Source organism: Homoserinibacter sp. YIM 151385, from assembly GCF_027912415.1.
In the GTDB taxonomy this organism is placed as follows: Bacteria; Actinomycetota; Actinomycetes; order Actinomycetales; family Microbacteriaceae; genus Schumannella.
This window is the reverse complement of record NZ_CP115175.1, coordinates 2,129,466-2,149,041: the sequence shown is the minus strand read 5'-3', so window position 1 is coordinate 2,149,041 and position 19,576 is coordinate 2,129,466. Positions and strand designations below refer to the sequence as shown.

Here is a 19,576-nt window from a genome sequence, read left to right as displayed (position 1 = left end):
CGGGTGGGGAGGGGCTCGGGTGATCGCCGCGGCGCGTCGGCGGGCGGCGATAGCGTGGACGCCATGCGCATCGCGACCTGGAACGTCAACTCCGTGCGCGCCCGGGTGGGGCGCATCGTCGACTGGCTCGGTCGCGAGGAGGTCGACGTGCTGGCCATGCAGGAGATCAAGTGCAAGGACGAGCAGTTCCCGCACGAGGCCTTCGAGGAGGCCGGCTACGAGGTCGTCACCCACGGGCTCAGCCAGTGGAACGGCGTCGCGATCGCCAGCCGGCATCCGCTCGAGGACATCGAGACGACCTTCGCCGGCATGCCCGGCTTCCTCAAGGGCCACGAGGGGCCCGACCTCCCGCTCGAGGCGCGCGCCATCGCCGCGACCACCGGCGGCATCCGCATCTGGAGCCTGTACGTGCCCAACGGCCGCGGCCTCCAGGACCCGCACTACGCGTACAAGCTCGACTGGCTCGAGGCCCTGCGCGCCAGCACCGCCGAGCGGCTCGCCGCGCACCCCGAGGAGCTGCTCGCGCTCACCGGCGACTTCAACATCGCGCCCCTCGACGGCGACGTCGGCGACCCCACCGTCATCGAGGGCGTCACCACCCACGTCTCCCCCGCCGAGCGCGAGGCCTTCCGCGCCTTCGAGCAGATCGGACTCGCCGACGTCGTGCGGCCGCTCCTCCCCGAGGGCTACACCTACTGGGACTACAAGCAGCTCCGCTTCCCGCGGAACGAGGGGCTGCGGATCGACTTCGTCCTCGGCTCGAAGCCGCTGCAGGATGCGGTGGCCGGCGCGAGCATCCACCGCGAGGAGCGCAAGGGCGACGCCCCCAGCGACCACGTGCCCGTCGTCGTCGACCTCGACCTGGAGGACGAGGACGACGACGACCGGCCCATGATCTTCTGAGCCGGCCGGAGCCGCTGATGCTCGGGGAGCGGATGCCGGGATGGCTGCTCGCCGTCCTCGGCGGGCTCATCGCGGGGGTGGGCCTCTTCCTCGTGCAGCACGATCCCGCAGATCCCATCGGCTGGCTCGTGACGCTGTTCTTCGGCGCCTGCGCGCTCATGGGCGTGGTCGACGAGATCGCCCGGTCGCGGGCGCGGCGCGGCGCACGCGGCGAGCACGTGCCCGAGGGGGACCCCGCTCGGCCGCTGGAGATCCTCGCCTTCGTGCTCGGCGCGGTCGCGTGCGCGGGGATCGCGCTCGGGGTCGCCTCGGGCGAGCTTCCGCCCGACCGCGAGTGGGGGATGCTCGTCGTGCCGATCGCCGGCGTCGCAGCCCTCCTCCTCGCGGGCGGGGCGATCGGGATGCTGCTCGGCCGGCGCCGGCGCTGATCAGCGCGTGACGATCGCGAACTCCCCGGGGCGGAGCTCGATGCGCGTCTCGCCGCGGATGCCGCGCTCGCTCCGCGTCGAGCCGTCCGCCTTCACGACGAGCACGGTCGCACGCTCGCCGCGCCAGCCGACCTCGACGCGCTGCGTCGTCCGCGCGCTCGAGGCGAGCAGCTGCGTCGCGCCCTCGCCTCCGAGTTCGGCGCGGGCGACGAGCGGCCGCACGAGGAGCGCGTCGACCCGCAGCGCGGTGAGCGCCCGCACCTCGACGACCTCGCGGCCCGCCGCGAGCGGCCGCGTCAGCAGCTCGGGGCGCAGCACGCCCGGCACCTCGCTGACGCCCTGCGCGGGACCCCGGGCCGCCGTGGCCCCGAGGGTCCCGCGGAGGCCGCGGCCGTCCGTCCACAGCGCCCCCGCCGTCCGACCGGGCTCGAGCCAGAGGATCGGCTCGATCCAGCGCGGCTGCGTCGAGGGCTCGAGCGCGAAGCGCGCCCGGTCGCCGCGGGCGAGGTCGCGGTAGGCGCCGCCGCTGTAGCCGGACTCCCCCGTCCACGACGACTCCGGCACGACCGCCTCGCCGTCGCCCGTCGCATCCTCGGCCTCCACGACCTGGAGGCCGTCGCGCACGCGCTCGGTCGCGACCGCCTGGGCGCGCGCCGCGACCTCGGGATGCGCGTCGAGGGCGATCATCGACAGCAGGCCGTGGATCGTCGACTCGGCGCCGCTGTTGCGGTTGATGGAGCCGTCGGCCTGGAGGCCGTCGAAGGTGACGCCCGTCTCGGGCACGTACATGGCCTCCCCGGCCCGGTTCGCGCCGAAGTACCACGCTGCCTCGATCGCGGCGAGCTGCTCGAGGCCCGCGGAGCGGCGGGCGTCGGCGACCGCGAGCCAGGACTGCAGGCGCGAGTCGGCGCCGTAGGCGATCTGCACGCGCTCGATCGGCGAGGGGTACCAGGCGTTGTCGGGGCCGCCGGAGGCGAGCAGGAGCGGGCCGAAAGAGCTCGCCTCGCGCGCGGCCGGGGCGAGCAGCCGGCGGTCGCCGAGCACCTCGGAGGCCGCGGCGAGCGCCGCCGGCATTTGCGAGGACCAGGCGTGCCACATGCTCGTCGAGCGCGTCCAGGGGCGGATCGCGCCGTACGGCCAGGCGCGCTCGTCGCCGACCGACATCGCGGCGATGCCCTCGGAGAGCTTGCGGAGCGCATCGCGCGCGTCCGCCGAGGCCCGGCGCGGGGCGGCGTCGACGTAGGCGGCGAGCCCGAGCACGGCCTCCGCGGAGGCGTCGGCGCCGTCGACAATGAGCCACGCGGGCACCTTCACGCCGTCGGAGCGCTCCCACGTGCCGTACTCGTCGAGGACCTGCCGGTCGACCGCCTCGACCGCGAGGTCGAGGCGCTCGCGGAGGAACGCGGCGAAGCGCGCATCCTCGGCCGAGCCGCCCGCGAAGGCCGCGTAGCCCTCGCCGTAGGCCCAGATCGTGCGGGCGAGCCAGTAGCTCTCGGCCGAGTCGGAGGGATCGGGCAGCTCGACCGGCTCGGCGCTCGGGTTGAGCTCGCCGGAGGGCTGCATCCACAGCACGACGTTGCCGGCATCCGGTCCCTCGACCGTCTGGAAGTAGGCGAGCGCGCGGAGCAGCTCGTAGGCGGCGTCGCGACTCGAGTCGGCGCCGGTCTGCTGCCAGTGGCGCAGGTAGACGACGGCGGCGCGCGAGACGTCGTCGGCGTTGTACGCGCCCTGCGTCCAGTCGCCGGTCTCCGGGTCGCGCTGGCCGCCGCCGATGCGCTCGAAGGTGCCGCCGTCGCGGGCGTCGGCGTAGGTCCACGGGAGCGTCAGCTCGGGCTCCTCGGCGAGGCGATAGGTGGTGTGACCGGGCACCTCGCCGGGGCTCGCGGTGTCCATCAGCCAGTCGAGGTGGTCGAGGTTCGCGAGCGGCGCGGCGGGGGCGGGGGATGCGGGGGTCGCCACCGCGGGGGCGGCCACCGTGAGCGCGCCCGCGGCGAGGGCGAGCGTGGCGAGGGCGGCGAGGGGTCGCCGCGTCGTGGGCTTCATCGTCGAAGTCCTTCCGTGTGGGATCGGGCGGGGGGGTCAGGTGCGGTCGAGGCGGGCGACGCCGATCTTGGAGTCGGCCATGCCGTAGAACACCCAGTGGGTGCCGTCGATCTCCTCGATCGCGGTCGGGAAGACGACGTTCGGCACGATGCCGCTCCGCTCGTCGTCCGTCTCCGGCTGGAGGAGCGGCTCGCTCGTGCGCGACACGACCTCCCAGGGCCGCTCGGCATCCAGGATCATGGCGCCGGCGGCGTAGTTGACGTGCTGCTGCTGCTCCATGACGCGGGCGAGCTTGCCGGTCACGCCGTGGTGGAGGAGCAGCCAGCCCTCGGGGACGCGGAGCGGTGCGGGGCCGCCGCCGATCTTGAGCGCCTCGAAGGGGTGCTCGGGGCCGGCGACGAAGCGGCTGCCGCGCCAGTGGGTGAGCGCCGACACGTCCTCCTCGACGTCGGCGAGCGGCACGAACGCGATCCAGATGCTCTGGCGCTCGTCCTCGATCCCCGCCGGGAGGTGGATCCCCTCCCCCGCCCGGATCTCGCCGAGATCCCACATCGGCCGGTGCAGCACGGCGAGCGAGCGCGTGCCGTCGGGGGCCGTCACGGGCTCCGGCAGGAACACGGTGTCCTTGTTGTGGAAGAGGTTGAGATCGGTGTCGACCTCCGGCGACCAGGCGAAGGTCACGGGGCCGAGGCGGCGCCACGTGCGGAGGTCCTCCGAGACGGCGATCGCGGTGCGCGGCCCGAGCGGGCCGTACGCGACGTAGGTCATGACGTGGAGGCCGAGGGCCTCGATCCAGGTGACCCGCGGATCCTCCGTGCCGGCGTTCGAGGCGCCGCGCTCGAAGCCGGTCTCGGGCTCGAGGACCACGCCCTCCCGCTCGACCGAGACGGGCACGCCGTCCTCGACGACCACGCGCGCGAGGCCCACGCGGGAGACGTTGCCGGCGGAGACGAGACGCGGCAGCAGGTAGAGCTCGCCGTCGGGACCGCGCCCGCTCGCCGGGTTGAGGACGCCCTCCGCCTCGAGCTCGTCGCCGGGCGCCGGCGTCATGACGACGCCCGCGCGGGTCAGCGAGTACGGGAAGGTGGTCTGGGGCATGGTCAGCCTTTCACTCCGGATCCGATGTCCGTCGACGTGAAGTACCGCTGGAACACGATGAACAGCACGACGACGGGGGCGGCGAGCACGACCGCGCCCGCCAGGGTCGCCCCGAACGGGTTCGCCGTCGAGGCGGCGACGTTCGAGATGTAGTTGGCGAGGGAGACCGCGAGCGGCTGCAGTGCGGCGTCCTTCGTCACGAGGAAGGGCCAGAGGAACTCGTTCCACGGGCCGATGAAGGTGAGCAGGATCACGGTGATGAGCGCCGGCCGCACGAGCGGCACCGCGATGCTCGTGAGCAGCTTCAGCTCGCTCGCGCCGTCGATCCGCGCCGCCTCGAAGAGCTCCTTCGGCAGCTGCAGGAAGTACTGCCGGAAGATGATGACCGCCGCCGAGTTGATGAAGAACGGCAGGATCATCCCGAGGTGCGAGTCGGCGAGCCCGTAGTCGCGCGCGATGAGCACGTAGAGCGGGATCATGAGCAGCTGGAACGGCACCACCTGCACGAGGAGCGCGAGGCCGAAGGTGAAGCCGCGGCCGCGCCACTGCAGCTGCGCGAGCGCGTAGCCGGCGAGGAGGCCGAACACGATCGTGCCGAGCAGCACGCCTCCCGTGAAGATCCCGGAGTTCACGAGGCCCTGGACGAGCCCGATCCGGTCGTTGATGTTCGCGTAGTTGTCGAGGGTGAGATTCGACGGCGCCGGGAACGCGCCCGCGAGCGTCGGGTCGGGCTTCGCCTGCAGCGAGCCGATGACCATGTAATAGAACGGGAAGAGGAAGGCGATCGCGCCGAGCGCGAGCACGACACCGCGGAGGATGCCCGCCCCGCGCGACATGTCGGGTGCACCCGAGCGGGTGCGGCGCCGCGGCGCGCGCCCGGGTCCGGTCTCGGCATCCATCAGCTCTCCCTCCCGACGAAACGGTTCTGCAGCCAGGCGATGATGAGCACCGCGATCACGAGCAGCACGCCGATCGCGGCCGCGACATCCGGCTGCCCCTGCTGCAGCCCGCGCTGGTACATGATCAGGACGGGGGATGCGGAGGCCCCGTTGGGCCCGCCGCCGCCCGTGAGCAGGTACGGCTCGGTGAAGAGGTTGGCGCCCGTGACGGTCGAGACGAGCAGCACCAGCACGGTCGCCGGGCGCACGCCCGGGACGGTCACCGACCAGAACTTCCGGATCGCCCCCGCGCCGTCCGTCGACGCCGACTCGTAGAGCTCCCTCGGCACCGCCTGGAGGGCGGCGAGGTACAGCAGGATGTAGAAGCCGAGCTGCTTCCAGGTCACGAAGATCGCGATCGTCGGCATCGCGAGGTGCTCGTTGATGAGCCACGAGGGGTCCGGCGCGAGCGGGCCGAGGAGCTGGTTGACGAGGCCGTTCCCGTTGAACAGGAAGAGCCACACCGCGACCACCGCGACGCTCGCGGTGACGTAGGGCACGTAGTAGCTCACCCGGAGGAAGGTCCGCGCGCGCACCACCTTGTCGAGCGCCGTCGCGAGGAGCAGCGAGAGCGCGACCGTGAGCGGCACGTTGATGAGCAGGAAGACGCCGACGTTGAGGAAGGAGCGCGCGACCGCCGGGTCGGCGATCGCGACCTGGAAGTTCTCGAACCCCACGAACGGCCGCTCGACCTGGGCGCCGGGCGCCGCGAAGAAGAAGTCGTGGAACGCGATCCAGACGCTGTAGATCATCGGCCACGCGAAGATCGCGAGGACGAAGACGAGGTACGGCGCGCTGAACAGCAGCCCCAGCGGGTTCCGCCCGAGGATGCGGCGCACCAGCGGCTCCCTCCGGCGGGCGGACCCGCCGGAGGAGCGCTGGGCCGTGGTCGCGGTCACGGTCGGCCTACGGCTGCGCCGCGAGCTCGTCGACCTTCGCCGCCGCGTCGTCGAGCGCGGCGTGCACGTCGCCCTCGCCGAAGATCACGCTCTTCGACCAGGCGTCGCGGAGGGTCTGCAGCATCTGCACGGTGTTCGGCCCGGCCGGCACCTCGACGGTGCGGGAGGCCTGGTCGCCGAAGGCCGCGTAGGCGGGGTTCGCCTCGAAGTAGTCGGCGTAGACGGTCGGGAGGTCCTGGCGGAGCGGCATCTGGCCGGTCATCTCGAGGAGCTGGCCGTCCTGCTCCTCGCTGGTGGAGAACTTCAGGACGTCCCACGCGGTCGCCTGGTTGTCGCAGGCCGAGTAGAGGCCGATGTTCTTCGCGTCGCTGAAGGTGTAGGTCTCCTCAGGTGCCGTGCCGGCGCTCGTCGGGACCGGGACCGCGCCCCAGTTCACGCTGTCGCCGTAGACCGAGATCGCCCAGGGGCCGACGATCGACATCGCCGCCTGGCCGTCGGCGAAGGCGTCGCCCTGGTACTGCTCCTGGCCGGCGAGGCCGTCGGCGTAGAGCTGGGCCCAGAAGTCGGCGGCCGCGTAGCCGGCGTCGTCCGCGAAGGTGGCCTTGCCGTCTTCGACGAGCTGCGCGCCCCCCGACTCCGCCGCGTAGAGCGGGTAGAAGTCGAACTGGGTCTGGAAGAACTCGCTCGTCGGGGCCGGGAGGATCGCGTTCGGCGCGACCCCGGCATCCACGAGCGTCTTCGAGGTCTCGAGGAACTCGTCGTAGGTCGACAGGGCCGGGTTCTCGGCGTCGAGGCCGGCCTGCTCGAACAGGTCCTTGTTGTAGAAGATCACGACCGGGTTCGACTTCCACGGCATCTGGAAGTAGGCGCCCTCGGCGTTCTGGTACTGCGTGGCGGTGTCGCCGGAGCGCTCCTCGATGTAGGAGGCGCCGTCCTCGAAGCTCGACAGGTCGACGAGGCCGCCCTGCTTCTCGAACTGGCCGACCGCGCTCGGGGCGGTGTTGTAGATGAGGCAGGGCGCGTTGCCGGCGGTGATGGCGGCGCCGATGACCTCCTCGCTGCTCTTGCCGGCGGGGATCTCCTGTGCGGTGATCTGCTCGTCGGGGTGGTCGGCGTTCCAGGCCTCCACCATCTGCTCGCCCCAGGCGACCTCCGACTCGTTGTTCGAGTACCAGATGGTGATGTCGCCGCGGCTGTCGTTCGCGGCGCCGGGCGTGCCGCCGCCACCGCCGCCGCACGCGCTGAGCGCGAGGGCGGAGGTCGCGGCGAGCGCGAGGAGGGGGAGGCTGCGTCGTGCGGGGGATCTCATGGTGCGACTCCTTCGTCGTGGTGCGGTGGGTCAGCGGGATGGGGCGGCGGTCGAGCCGCGGACGATGAGGCGGGCGGGCTCGAGCTCGAGCTCCTCGGGCTCGCCGCCGTCGACGCGCCGGAGGAGCGCGCGCGTCGCGGCGATCCCCCAGGTGGTGACGTCGGTCGAGACCGAGGTGAGGGGCGGGTAGAGGTACTGGCCGAGGTCGCTGCCGTCGAAGCCGGTGACGCTCAGCTGCTCGGGGACGCGCATCCCCCGCGACTGCGCGATCCCGATGCCGGCGATCGCCATCGGGTCGTTCGCGTAGACGATCGCGGTGGGCGGCTCGGCTGCGGCGAGGAGCCGCTCGGTGGCGCGGGCGCCGGCGGCGGCCGAGAAGTCGGTCGGCTCGACGAGCTCTCCCGGGAGGCCCGCGGCCGCGATCGCCTCCTCGAAGCAGCGTCGGCGGCGCGCGCCGTGGAGCAGCGCGTCGGGGCCCGCGACGTGGGCGATCCGGCGGTGCCCGAGGCCCGCGAGATGCTCGACGGCGTCGCGGATGCCGGGGCCGTCGTCGATCGCGACCGAGCTGTGCGGGCTCGCGGTCTCGGGCCGGCCGAGCGTCACGGCGGGGAGGCCGAGCTCGAGCGCGAGCTGGATGCGGGGGTCGCCCCGGCGGAGGTCGGTGATGAAGACGCCGTCGACGCGGCGGTCCCCGGCGAGCTGGCGGTAGGTCTGCAGCTCGCGCTCCTCGCTCGGCACCATCGCGAGGGTGAGGACGAGCCCGCGCGCCTGGAGCTCCTCCTCGACCCCCGCGATGAAGGCCGGGAAGAAGGGGTCGGCGGCGAGCACGCCCGGGTCGCGCGCGACGACGAGACCCAGCGAGAAGGAGCGGTCGACGCTGAGCGAGCGGGCTCGGAGGCTCGGCGTCCAGCCGAGCTCGGCGGCGACGTCGAGGATGCGGCCGCGGCTCGCGGCGGAGACGCCGGGCCGGTCGTTGAGGGCGAGCGAGACGAGGCCCTTGCTCACGCCGGCGCGCTGGGCGACGTCGTTGATGGTGGGGCGGCTGCTCGGCATCCCGGATCCTCTCTGAACCGGTTCAGGTGCCTTGCACGCTAAACCGGTTCAGGGCACGCGGTCGCGTATTGCCAGCCCATCCCCAGGTACGGCGCGGCGACGAAGGGGTCAGGCGCCGAGATGGAACAGCGCCGCGAGGATGAAGATCACCGGGACCGCGGCGGCCGTCGAGAGCAGCACCGCATCCCGCGCGAGGATCACGCCGCGGCCGTAGCGGACCGCGTAGTTGTTGACGTTCTGCGCCGCCGGGAGCGCCGCCATGATCGTCGCCGCGACGACCTGCTCGGCCGGCAGGTGGAACGCGAACTGCGCGAGCAGGTACGCGACCGCGGGCGCGACGACCGACTTGATGACCGTCGCCGCCACGATCGCGCGACGCCGCGATCCCGGCGCGAGGGGCCGCTGGCCGCGCAGCGACATCCCGAAAGCGAGGAGCATGAGCGGCACCGCCGCGCCGCCGAGGATCTCGAGCGGCGCCATGATCGGCTCCGGCACCTCGAGCCCGAGGATCGCGACGAGCACCCCGAGCGCCGAGCCGACGATGATCGGGTTCCGCAGCGGCTGCGTGAGGATCTTGCCGGGCGAGGCGTTGCCGAGCGCCGACACGTCGAGCAGGCCGAGCACGACGGGCGCGACCACGATGAGCTGGAACAGCATGACGGGCACGACGTACTGCACGTCGCCCACGACGTACACGGCGACCGGCAGGCCGATGTTGTTCGCGTTGACGTAGCCGGAGGCGGTCGCGCCGACGACGGTCTCCGGCATCGGCATCCGGAACAGGATGCGGGAGAGGGCGACGTAGAGGATCGCCGCCGCGACCGCCGTGAGCGCCGCCACGAGGAGGAAGCCTGAGAACACCTCGCGGAGGTCGGCCTCGGCGAGGATCGTGAACAGCAGCGCGGGGCTGGCGACGAAGAACGCGGTGCGGTTGAGCGCGATGCCCGCATCCTCGGGCACGATCCGGATCCGGGCGATCAGGTAGCCCGCCCCGATCACGACCGCGATGATCGCGAACCCCGTCAGCACCCCGATCATCGCCACCCATCATCCTCCTCCCCGACGGGCGACGGAAACCCGCCCCTCCCGCATCTCTCCGGGAGGGGTTTCAGCCGGCGGGCGGCGTGTCGCGCCCGGTCGGCCGGCGCGTCGCGCAGAAACCCTCCCGAAGGGGTGGACGGGGCTAGCGGCCGGCGCTCCAGGCCGACCAGAGGCGCGCGTAGGCGCCGTCCGCGGCGACGAGCTCGGCGTGCGCGCCGTCCTCGATCACGCGGCCGGCCTCCACGACGAGGATGCGGTCGGCGGCCGCCGCCTGCGAGAGCCGGTGGGCGATCGAGATGACGGTGCGCCCCGCGAGGGCCGCGCGCGCGGCGGACTCGAGCTCGCCCGCCTCGCGGCTGCCGGCATCCGCGGTCGCCTCATCGAGCACGACGACGCGCGCCCGGCCGAGCGCCGCCCGCGCGAGCGCGAGCCGATGCTGGTCGGCGGCCGGCAGGGCGAGCCCGGCGTCGCCGAGGACGGTGTCGAGGCCCGCGGGGAGGTGCTCGCGGTCGGCGGGGTCGAGGCCCGTCACGCGGAGGACCGCCGCGATGCGCGCGTCATCGGCCTCCGGCGCCGCGAGCGCGGCGTTGTCGCGGAGGGTGCCCGCGAAGACGTGCACGTCCTGGTCGAGCATCGCGACGAGGCCGGCGCGCTGCCGCTCCTCGAGCTCGGCGATGCGGGCGCCGTGCACCTCGACGACGCCGCCCTCGGGCGCGAGCATGCCCGCGACGAGCCGGGCGATCGTCGTCTTGCCGGAGCCGGAGGCGCCGACGACGGCGACGAGCTGGCCGGCCGGGATCTCCAGGTCCACGGGGGCGACGACCTGCGGGCCGTCCGGATAGGCGGCGGAGGCGGCGGCGAGCCGCACGGCGGGTGCGCTCGCCTGCACGGCCGGCCCGCCCGCCGGGGACTCCCCCGCATCCCCCTCCCCCGCGTCCCCGCGCGGCGGCTCGAGCGCCGTCACCCGCCGCAGCGAGGCGAGCGCCGACTGCAGCTCGTCGGCGAAGAACAGGAGCGCGCCGATCGGCGCGAAGAGCGCGAGCACGAGGAGCGCCGCCGTCGCCGCCTCGCCCAGGGTCGCCTGGCCCGCGGGCACGAGGAGCGCGCCGACGAGCAGCACCCCGAGCATCGCGACGAGCTCGGCGAGGTTCATGCGGAAGAACAGGCGACCGAGCTCGACCCGGGCCCGCACCGCCCAGCGCAGCGCCCCCAGCGAGCGGCCCTCGATGCGGCCCGAGGTCCGGCCGCTCAGCCCGAAGGCGAGCACCGCATCCCGCACCCGGACCGCGTCGAGCACGATCCGCGTGCGCCGGGCGATCGCGGCCCGCTCCGCCGCGTAGATCCGCGGCGAGCGCACGAGATGCACCCGCAGGGCGAGGATGTGGATCGGCACCGCGCACAGCATCGCGACCGCGAAGAGCGGGTGCAGCGCGAGCATGCCGCCGATCGTCGCCAGCACGGCCGCGGCGGAGGCGGCGACCGCCGGGATCGCGCCCGCGCCGGCGCGCTCGAGCGCCTCGATGTCGTCGGTCGCCCTCGAGACGAGCTCGCGGTCGGCGTCGCCCTCGCGCTGCAGCGCGGCCGCGACGAAGTCCTCGCGGAGTCGCGCGAGCACCGGGTCGATGAGGCGGGCGGCCGCCCAGATGCCGAGCGAGCCGAGCACGGCGCCGAGCACGACGCCCGCCACCGCGAGGGCGGCGGCGCCGAGCAGCTCGGGCGTCCCGCCCCCGCCGACCACGGCATCCACGATCCGGCCGAAGGCCATCGGCACGAGCAGGTTCGCGACGGCCGCGGCGGCGAAGAGCGCGGCGGCGAGCGGCAGGATCCGGCGGCGGCCGCGTGCGGCGAGGCCGAGGCGGCGGCGCGACTCGCGGGCGGTGGCGATCCCGAGGGCGCTCACGAGAGGGCCCCACGGTACTCGGCGTGGGCGGCGAGGAGCTCGGCGTGCGCGCCGACGTGCTCGATGCGGCCGTCCCGCACCCAGAGCACGCGATCGGCGACCGCGAGGAGCGCGGGCGCCGCCGCGATGAGGAGGACGGCGCGGTCGCGCACGGCGTGCCGGAGCCGCCCGGCGATCCTCGCCTCCGTCACGGGGTCGACCGCCGTCGTCGGATCGCGGAGCACGAGGACCCCGTCGCCGCTCGCGAGTGCGCGGGCGAGCGCGAGTCGTTGCCGCTCGCCGCCGGAGCGGATCGGGTCGCGGCCGGCGCCCTCGAGCGCGGCCGCCTCGAGCGCGGCGGCCGGCAGGTCGACCGGCAGGACCCCCTCGGCGTCGTGGGCGCGGCTCGGCGCGACGACGATGCGCTCGTGCCGCTCCCCCGCCGGGATGCCGGCGAGCGGCTCGGCGCCGAGCTCGACGGCGCCCGCGCCGGGCTGGACCCGGCCCGCGAGGATGCCGGCGAGCTCGCTCCCGGCCTCGACCCCGGCGAGGACGGCGACGAGCTCGCCGCGACGCACCTCGAGGTCCAGCCCGCGGAGCGCCTCGCCTGCGAGCGAGCGGATCGCGAGGGCGGGGTCGCCGGGCGCCGCGGCCCCGGCCGCGTCGGTGCGGGCGCCGTCGCCGTCGCGGGGATGCGCCCCCGGCGCCCGCAGGACCTCGAGCGAGCGGCGGGCGGAGGCGACCGCGACCGACCAGAGCTCCCCCACATCCACGGCGAGCGCCTCGAGCGGCCCCATGATGACCTGCACGATCCCGACGACGGCGATCACCTCGCCCGGCGTGAGCCGGCCCTGGAGCGCCTCGGCGCCGGCGGCGATCGCGATGCCGACCGAGAACAGCCCGCCCGCGGATCGCGCGACGGCCTCGAAGACGGCCTCCGCCCGGCGCACCGAGAGCGTCGCGGCGAGCGCCGCCCGGCTCGAGGCGCGGTAGCGGCCGATCATGACGCCGCGCGCGCCCAGCGCGCGGAGCGTCCGGTGGCCCTGCACCGCGTCGGCGGCGATCGTCGCGGTGCCGGCGACGGCCTCCTGCGCGCGCTCGGTGCGGCGGCGCAGCGTGCGCGAGACGCGGTCCATGGCGATGAGGAGCAGCGGGCCCGCCACGAGCACGGCGAGGCCGAGCGGGAGCGAGATGCCGAGCAGGATGACCGCCCCGACGACGACCGCCGCGCTCTGGCCGACGGGCCACATCCCGAGCAGGGCGCTCCGGCCGAGGTTGCCGGCGTCGGAGCCGGTGACGGTGAGCAGCTCGCCCGTCGAACGCGCCCCGTCGCGGAATCCGACGGGGTCGAGGATGCGGTCGACGAGCCGCATGCGGACGTCGTGCTGCGTGCGCTCCGTGGCCGAGACCGCGAAGCGCGCGCCGAGGCGGCCGAAGGTCGCGAGGGCGAGGAAGAGGACCACGAGGATGCCGAGCCAGAGCGCGATGCGGGCCGGCTCCCCCGTGCGGATGCCGAGGTCGACGACGGCGGCCGCGACGACCGGGACGAGCACCTCGCACACCTGGTGCCCCGTGGTGAAGAGGGTGCCGGGGAGGATGCGGCGGCGCGAGGACCAGACGGTCGAGGCGACGAGGCGGCGCGGGCTCGCCGCGAGGCGGGGTGGCACGGGTCTCCGATCAGGCGGCCGGGGTGCGCCGCCGAAGGATCAGCTTAGCCTGCCCTAAGTAAACGGGTCGCCCCGCCGCATGGTCCGCGTGCGGTTGTCCACAGGATCCGCCTCGCTCGCGCTCATGCCGCCCGGTCGGGCTATCGTGTCGTACCGATATAGGTGGGGTTGCTCTGGTGCGCCCCACCCCAGCATCCGTCCGAGCTGCCGAGGAGGCGCCGACCGTGACCGTCGCCATCGCCCTCGCCATCGGCGCCCTCCTCGGGGCGCTGCTGGGACTGACCGAGCCGCTCCGCCCCCGCTGGCCGATCCTGCTCGTCGTGGGCGCCGCCCTCGGCCTCGGCATCCTCGGCTTCGTGTCCCTGTTCCCCGGCGACCCGGTGCTGGGCTTCATCGCGCCGCTCACCGCGATCGTGGTCCGACCGCTCGCGGCCGCGCTCGCGTGGTCCGGGGCACCTGCCGCGGCGCCGCTGTCGTACCTCGAACGCGCCCGGCTCCTCGCACGCCACCCGAACGCCTTCCGCGACCCTGGCATCGGCTCGAGGACGGTGGCCCCGCCGAGGGACCAGCGCCGGCCCTGAGCTCGCTCAGCGCCCGGTGAGCGAGGTGAAGAGGAGGCTCGTCTCGGTGTCCCGGACGCCCGGGATCGTGCGGATGCGCTCGAGCGCGACGTCGAACTCCGTCATGGTGGCGGTGCGCAGCTGGATCACGAGATCCCAGCGGCCGAGCGTCGAGTGGATGTGCTCGACCTCGGGCAGGCCGCGCGCCGCGCGCACGATGTCCTGCCCGGCGCTCGGCTCGCTCCGCACCATCGTCACCCCGCGGACGGCATCGCGGTCCACCTCGTTCGCGAGCCGGACGGTGAACGCCTCGATCGCCCCCGAGGCGACCAGCCGCTCGATGCGCGAGGTGACGGTCGCGCGGTTGACCTGCAGCTCGCGCGCGAGCGCGGCGATCGGCATCCGGGCGTCGGCGCGGAGCAGGGAGACGAGGCGGCGGTCGAGGTCGTCGAGCATGCAGAAAGCGTACGTGCGAGCAGCAGAATGCTGTATCACTCGCCCGGATGTCGGCTCCACGCCGATTGATCCTCCATATCGCCGACTCGTACGCTCGAACCCCGCTCGACGGAAGGATCGCCATGATGCTCGCCCTCACCCGCATCGCCGGCCGGATCGGCGACCGCAACGGCCGCGCCATGACCGCCTCCGCGCTCCTCGCCGAAGCGCTGGGCCGGCGTCTCGCGACCGCGCCGACGACCGTCGGGCGCCCCGAGCCCGCGCTCGCCGCCGACTGGCGCGTCGAGCTCGACGCGGCGGCACCGCTGCTGCGTGAGGTCTCGGCGCGGATGCGGGAGGTCCTGCGGCGCGGCGAGCGCCCGGTCACGGCGCTCGGCCGGTGCGCGGCCGCGATCGCGACGCTCCCCGCCGTCGCGCAGGCGGAGCCGGATGCCGTCGTCGTCTGGTTCGACGCGCACGCCGACCTCAACATCCCGACGTCGACCCCGACCGGCTACCTCGGCGGGCTGGCGCTCTCGGCCGCGCTCGGGATGTGGGAGTCCGGCCTCGGCTCGGGGCTCTCGCGGCACCAGGCGATCCTGGTCGGCGCCCGGGATCTCGACCCGGCCGAGCTCGAGCTGACCGCCGTCGGCGGCATCCAGCTCGTCCCGGTCGGCGACGGGATGGCGGAGCGCCTCGGCGCGCTCGTCGCGGGCCGCCCAGTGTACGTGCACCTCGACTGCGACGTGCTGGAGCCGGGCCTCGTGCCCACCGAGTACCGCGTCGACGGCGGCATGCGGCTCGAGGAACTGCGCGCCTGCGCCGCGGCACTGGCCGCCGCTCGCGTCATCGGCGTCGAGATCGCCGAGCTGGAGGCGGAGCCGGGGGAGGACGCCATGGCGGCCGTCCGCGTCGTCGACGCGCTCGAGCCGCTCTGGGGCGCGCTGGGGGCGCCGGACGCGGACTGATCGCGCGATCCGTGCGATCGGCGCACGGGACGCGCGCAGATCGTGCGTCGACGCACGAAGCGTGCGTCGAACGCAACCCTCGTCGCGGCCTCCGTCCATAGGCTCGATGGCGGAAGGAGGCGCTTCATGACATCCATCGCCCAGACCCCGTCCGTCGTCGGCCAGCCGGAGGTCGTCGAGGACGCCTCCGCCGCCGAGCACAGCGCCGCCTGGCAGCAGCTCAAGGCCGCCGCGACCGCGATCCAGCTGCTCCAGATCAAGGACGGCAGCATCCCGGAGCCGGGCGACCACGTCGCCGCGCGCGAGCACGTCGCCGCGATCGTCGCCGGCATCCGCGCGCTCGCGCCCGCCTTCCCGCACGACGCCGAGTACCTCGCGCAGACCGTCGCCGACCTCGAGCGCTGGGCGGGCGAGGGATTCGGCGTGCCCGACTTCCACGACGCGCTCGTCGCCTTCCGTCCCGAGCTGCACCGCGAGGACGGCCTCCGCCACCTCGTCCTGTTCCCGATGACGACCCAGAACGGCAGCCCCGACCGGCTCGTCGAGGCGCTCATCGTCGAGGTCATCTGGCCCGAGTTCATCGCCGAGCTGGAGGCGGGGGAGTACGGCAACAAGCTCTTCGTCTCGCTGAAGCTCGTCGACTTCACGCCCGGCTACGACACGAACTCGGCCGTGCTGTTCCCCGAGACGGTCGCGATGCGGCAGCTCCCCGCCTTCACCTGGGGCGCGATCTTCCAGGACCGCGAGGCCGCACGGTTCCGCCGCGTCACCCGCGCCGCCGCCGACATCACGAAGCTCGAGCTCACGCCCGACGCCGAGCGACTCATCGGCGACCAGCGGCTCGCGGAGGAGACCTTCGTGCTGTGGGACATCATCCACGACCGCACCCACATGCGCGGCGACCTCCCCTTCGACCCCTTCATGATCAAGCAGCGGATGCCGTTCTTCCTCTACTCGCTCGAGGAGCTGCGCTGCGACCTCACCGCCTTCCGCGAGTGCGTGCGCCTCGTGCGCGACGAGGCGACCGACGAGCTCACCCGCGACCGCGCCGCGCTCGCGCAGCTCGCGATCCTCTTCGACCGGCTCTTCCGCTTCCCGCTGACGGGCACGCGCGTCCGCAACTACGACGGTCTCGGCGGCCAGCTGCTGTTCGCGTGGCTGCACCAGCGGGGCGTCCTGCACTGGACGGACACGCAGCTCGCCTTCGACTGGGACGCCGTGCCGGACGTGGTCGTCGAGCTGAGCGACGCCATCAACGAGCTCTACTGGCGCTCCATCGACCGCCCGAAGACGGCCCACTGGCTCGCCGCCTACGAGCTCGTGCGGGCGACGGTCGCGCCGCACCCCGCATCCCGCTGGGCGCGCGGGCTGCCGGACGAGGTGCTGAGCGGACCGCCGAAGGGCTTCACCGACGCCGTCCTGGATGACGAGTTCCCGCTGTCGATGTTCTACGAGGCGCTGTCGAAGAAGATGACCGAGGTCATCGAGTCGACGCGCGGCATCACCGCCCGCGACGCCGACGCGCCCGCGGCCGCGTGAGCGCGCGCGTCGTCGTCCTCCCGGGGGCGACCGGCACGACCGGGCGCGCCGTGGCCGCGGCGCTGCGGGATGCCGGTCACGAGGTCGTCGCGGTCGGGACGGATGCGGAGCGCCTCGCGACCGTGCCGGCCGCCTCCCGGGAGGTCGCCGACCTCGTGGATGCGGAGCAGGCGGCCCGCCTCGCCGAGCGCGTCCTCGAGCGCCACGGCCGGGTCGACGGGCTCGTCCACCTCATCGGCGGCTGGAAGCCGGGCTGGAGCGACGAGACCGCGGACTGGCTGAACGCCCGCCTCGTGACGAGCCTGCTGCACGCCTCCGCGGCGTTCGAGCCGGCGCTGCTCGCCTCGGACGCCGGGCGTCTCGCGATCGTCTCCTCCACGGCGGTCACGCACGACGGCCCGCCCGCCTCCGCCTATGCGGCGGCGAAGCTCGCCGCCGAGTCGTGGGTCGGGCAGCTCGCCACGCGCTGGCGGGAGACGCCGGCCGCCGCCGTGACCTGGGTGGTGCGCTCGCTCGGCGACGGCGAGCAGGACACCGCACCCGCGGTCGTCGCGGCAGCGGCGGTCGACCTGTGGGAGGCGCCGCTCGCCTCCATCGCCGGGGCGCGCATCCGGCTCTGAGCCGGCCGCCGCCCGCGGCGCCGTGCGCGACGCCGCACCAGACACGAGAGGATGGCGGGATGCAGCGACTGCACGACACCGAGACCCGCGGCTTCGCGAGCGACAACTACGCGGGCATCCACCCCGAGACCCTCGAGGCGATCGCCGCCGCGAACGGCGGCCACCAGATCGCCTACGGCGAGGACCATTACACGGCCCGCCTGTCCGAGGTGGTGCGCGAGCACTTCGGCGACGCCGCCGAGACCTTCCCGGTGTTCAACGGCACCGGCGCGAACGTCACCGCCCTCACCGCCCTCATGCCGCGCTGGGGCGCCGTCATCGCGACCGGCACCGCCCACATCCACACCGACGAGGCGGGCGCGCCCGAGCGGGTGCACGGCCTGAAGCTCCTCACCGTGCCGACCCCCGACGGCAAGCTCACGCCCGAGCTCATCGAGACGGAGGCCTGGGGCTGGGGCGACGAGCACCGCGCCCAGCCGCTCGCCGTGAGCATCACCCAGACCACCGAGCTCGGCACCCGCTACACCGTCGACGAGGTGCGGGCGATCGCCGAGCTCGCCCACGCGAAGGGCATGGCCCTCCACATGGACGGCGCCCGCATCTGGAACGCGGCCGCGGCGCTCGACGTGCCGTTCCGGGAGTTCACCACGGAGGCCGGGGTCGACATCCTGAGCCTCGGCGGCACCAAGAACGGCCTGCTCGGCGTCGAGGCGATCGTCGCCCTCGACCCCTCCCGCGCGCCCGGGCTCGTCTACCTCCGCAAGCTCGGCATGCAGCTCGGCTCCAAGATGCGGTTCATGAGCGCGCAGCTGCTCTCGCTCTTCGACGACGGGCTCGGGCTCCGCTCGGCCGCCCACGCGAACGCGATGGCCGCGCGCCTGCGCGGCGCGCTCGAGGCGGGCCTCGCCGACGGCACGATCAGCGGGCTCGGCTTCAGCCAGGCGACCGAGGCGAACGCCGTGTTCGCGGTGCTCGACAACGCGGTCGCGGACCGCATCCGCGAGCGCGTGCGCTTCTACGACTGGGATCGCGCGGCCGGCGAGGTGCGCTGGATGACCTCGTGGGACACGACGGAGGCCGACATCGACGCCTTCGTCGCCGTCATCCGCGAGGAGCTCGCGCGCTAGCGAACCTGCACCCACTGCACGATCCGGGCGTTCCCCCAGCCGGCCTCACCAGGATCGCCTGGTGGACCTCGCATTCGAGCTGACCCCCGACCTCGTCGTCGCCTTCCTCACGCTCTTCATCCTCGAGATCGTGCTCGGCGTCGACAACGTCATCTTCATCTCCATCCTCGCCTCCAAGCTCCCCGTGGAGCAGCAGGCGAAGGCGCGGAACCTGGGCCTCCTGCTCGCGCTCGTGACGCGCATCGGCCTCCTCTTCGCGGCCTCCTGGATCATCGGCCTCACCGACGACCTCTTCGCCGTGTTCGGCATGGGCTTCTCGGGCCGCGACCTGATCCTCATCGCGGGCGGCCTCTTCCTCGTCTACAAGGCGGTGAAGGAGATCCACGAGAAGCTGGAGGGCACGGAGTCCGGCCACGGCCCGAAGGCCGGCTCGGTGAGCTTCGCGGCGATCATCCTGCAGATCGTGCTGCTCGACATCGTCTTCTCCTTCGACTCCGTCATCACCGCGGTCGGCATGGTCGACGAGATGGCGGTCATCATCGCGGCCGTCGTCCTCAGCTTCGGCATCATGATGCTCTCGGCGAAGGTCATCTTCGGCTTCGTGAACAAGCACCCCTCGGTGAAGATCCTCGCGCTCGCCTTCCTCGTGCTCATCGGCGCCTTCCTCATCGCGGAGGGCTTCGACGTGCACGTCGACAAGGGCTTCATCTACGGCCCGATGGCCTTCGCGGTCGTCGTCGAGGGCCTCAACCTCGCGTACCGCGCACGCCAGCGGAAGGCGCACGGGGAGGCGGATGCGCCGGTCGCGCTCCGGCAGTCCACCTCGCGCGCGGACGACGCCGACGCGACCGCCGCCGCCCTCCACCTCGGCGAGGGCCGGGTCGAGCTCTCGCGGAAGCCGATCAGCTCGGCCGGCACGCGTGGCACGGACGGCGGATCGGCTCAGGCGGCCGACCGCGACGCCTGACGCCGCGGCTCGCCGTCTGAGCCGGCGTGCGGTACGGCGGCGGCTCGACGTGACGCCCCATGACGCCCCCGCCCACGGCCCCCGCGCCGCCGCCCTAGCGTG

18 protein-coding genes are annotated in these 19,576 nt (G+C 73.9%); 8 read left to right on the top strand and 10 right to left on the bottom strand.

From position 1 onward, the window contains the following. Positions 1-63 precede the first annotated feature (63 nt). Together OF852_RS10485 and OF852_RS10480 are read left to right on the top strand one after the other, a co-directional pair. Positions 64-903: an exodeoxyribonuclease III gene (locus tag OF852_RS10485; RefSeq protein WP_271119105.1), complete on the top strand. Its 840-nt coding sequence runs from the start codon at positions 64-66 to the stop codon at positions 901-903. A gap of 17 nt (positions 904-920) precedes the next feature. Further along, positions 921-1,331, top strand: a complete 411-nt coding sequence (locus OF852_RS10480; RefSeq protein ID WP_271119104.1) for a hypothetical protein — start codon at positions 921-923, stop codon at positions 1,329-1,331. Here OF852_RS10480 and OF852_RS10475 read toward each other — a convergent pair whose 3' ends face one another. The 9 genes from OF852_RS10475 to OF852_RS10435 form a co-directional block, all read right to left on the bottom strand. After that, complete coding sequence (locus OF852_RS10475; RefSeq protein WP_271119103.1) at positions 1,332-3,374, bottom strand: hypothetical protein; 2,043 nt, start codon at positions 3,372-3,374, stop codon at positions 1,332-1,334. A 36-nt stretch (positions 3,375-3,410) separates the two neighbouring features. Next, the gene (locus OF852_RS10470; protein ID WP_271119102.1) at positions 3,411-4,472 is read right to left on the bottom strand and encodes a glycoside hydrolase family 130 protein; all 1,062 of its coding nucleotides are present in this window, start codon (positions 4,470-4,472) and stop codon (positions 3,411-3,413) included. 2 nt (positions 4,473-4,474) lie between these two features. Then, positions 4,475-5,308: a carbohydrate ABC transporter permease gene (locus tag OF852_RS10465; RefSeq protein WP_271121163.1), complete on the bottom strand. Its 834-nt coding sequence runs from the start codon at positions 5,306-5,308 to the stop codon at positions 4,475-4,477. 62 nt (positions 5,309-5,370) lie between these two features. Then, positions 5,371-6,309, bottom strand: coding sequence for a carbohydrate ABC transporter permease (locus tag OF852_RS10460; RefSeq protein WP_271119101.1), 939 nt, complete (start codon positions 6,307-6,309; stop codon positions 5,371-5,373). A gap of 7 nt (positions 6,310-6,316) precedes the next feature. Further along, positions 6,317-7,618 carry an extracellular solute-binding protein gene (locus tag OF852_RS10455; protein WP_271119100.1) on the bottom strand — a complete coding sequence of 434 codons (1,302 nt, stop codon included), beginning with the start codon at positions 7,616-7,618 and terminating at the stop codon, positions 6,317-6,319. Positions 7,619-7,648: 30 nt separating this feature from the next. After that, positions 7,649-8,671, bottom strand: a complete 1,023-nt coding sequence (locus tag OF852_RS10450) for a LacI family DNA-binding transcriptional regulator (RefSeq protein WP_271119099.1) — start codon at positions 8,669-8,671, stop codon at positions 7,649-7,651. Positions 8,672-8,779: 108 nt separating this feature from the next. Further along, a complete protein-coding gene (locus tag OF852_RS10445) occupies positions 8,780-9,709 on the bottom strand; it encodes an AEC family transporter (RefSeq protein WP_271121162.1) in 930 nt (309 codons plus the stop codon). Positions 9,710-9,854: 145 nt separating this feature from the next. Further along, the gene (locus OF852_RS10440; RefSeq protein WP_271119098.1) at positions 9,855-11,612 is read right to left on the bottom strand and encodes an ATP-binding cassette domain-containing protein; all 1,758 of its coding nucleotides are present in this window, start codon (positions 11,610-11,612) and stop codon (positions 9,855-9,857) included. Continuing rightward, positions 11,609-13,258, bottom strand: coding sequence for an ABC transporter transmembrane domain-containing protein (locus tag OF852_RS10435; RefSeq protein WP_271119097.1), 1,650 nt, complete (start codon positions 13,256-13,258; stop codon positions 11,609-11,611). Before OF852_RS10435 ends, OF852_RS10440 begins: the two co-directional genes overlap by 4 nt. Before the next feature lie 224 nt (positions 13,259-13,482). Here OF852_RS10435 and OF852_RS10430 point away from each other — a divergent pair, with 224 nt between their 5' ends. Continuing rightward, positions 13,483-13,839, top strand: coding sequence for a hypothetical protein (locus OF852_RS10430; protein WP_271119096.1), 357 nt, complete (start codon positions 13,483-13,485; stop codon positions 13,837-13,839). Between the two features lie 6 nt (positions 13,840-13,845). Here the strand turns inward: OF852_RS10430 and OF852_RS10425 are convergent, their stop codons facing one another. Continuing rightward, positions 13,846-14,274: an Lrp/AsnC family transcriptional regulator gene (locus OF852_RS10425; protein ID WP_271119095.1), complete on the bottom strand. Its 429-nt coding sequence runs from the start codon at positions 14,272-14,274 to the stop codon at positions 13,846-13,848. A gap of 125 nt (positions 14,275-14,399) precedes the next feature. Here OF852_RS10425 and OF852_RS10420 point away from each other — a divergent pair, with 125 nt between their 5' ends. From OF852_RS10420 to OF852_RS10400, 5 genes are all read left to right on the top strand, one after another. After that, positions 14,400-15,221: an arginase family protein gene (locus OF852_RS10420; protein ID WP_271119094.1), complete on the top strand. Its 822-nt coding sequence runs from the start codon at positions 14,400-14,402 to the stop codon at positions 15,219-15,221. A gap of 126 nt (positions 15,222-15,347) precedes the next feature. Continuing rightward, positions 15,348-16,760, top strand: a complete 1,413-nt coding sequence (locus tag OF852_RS10415; RefSeq protein ID WP_271119093.1) for a DUF6421 family protein — start codon at positions 15,348-15,350, stop codon at positions 16,758-16,760. Continuing rightward, entirely contained in the window at positions 16,757-17,380 is a 624-nt protein-coding gene (locus OF852_RS10410) for an SDR family NAD(P)-dependent oxidoreductase (RefSeq protein ID WP_271119092.1), read from the top strand. Before OF852_RS10415 ends, OF852_RS10410 begins: the two co-directional genes overlap by 4 nt. Before the next feature lie 59 nt (positions 17,381-17,439). Continuing rightward, positions 17,440-18,507, top strand: coding sequence for a threonine aldolase family protein (locus OF852_RS10405; protein ID WP_271119091.1), 1,068 nt, complete (start codon positions 17,440-17,442; stop codon positions 18,505-18,507). 61 nt (positions 18,508-18,568) lie between these two features. Then, positions 18,569-19,474 carry a TerC family protein gene (locus OF852_RS10400; protein ID WP_271119090.1) on the top strand — a complete coding sequence of 302 codons (906 nt, stop codon included), beginning with the start codon at positions 18,569-18,571 and terminating at the stop codon, positions 19,472-19,474. Positions 19,475-19,576 lie beyond the last annotated feature (102 nt).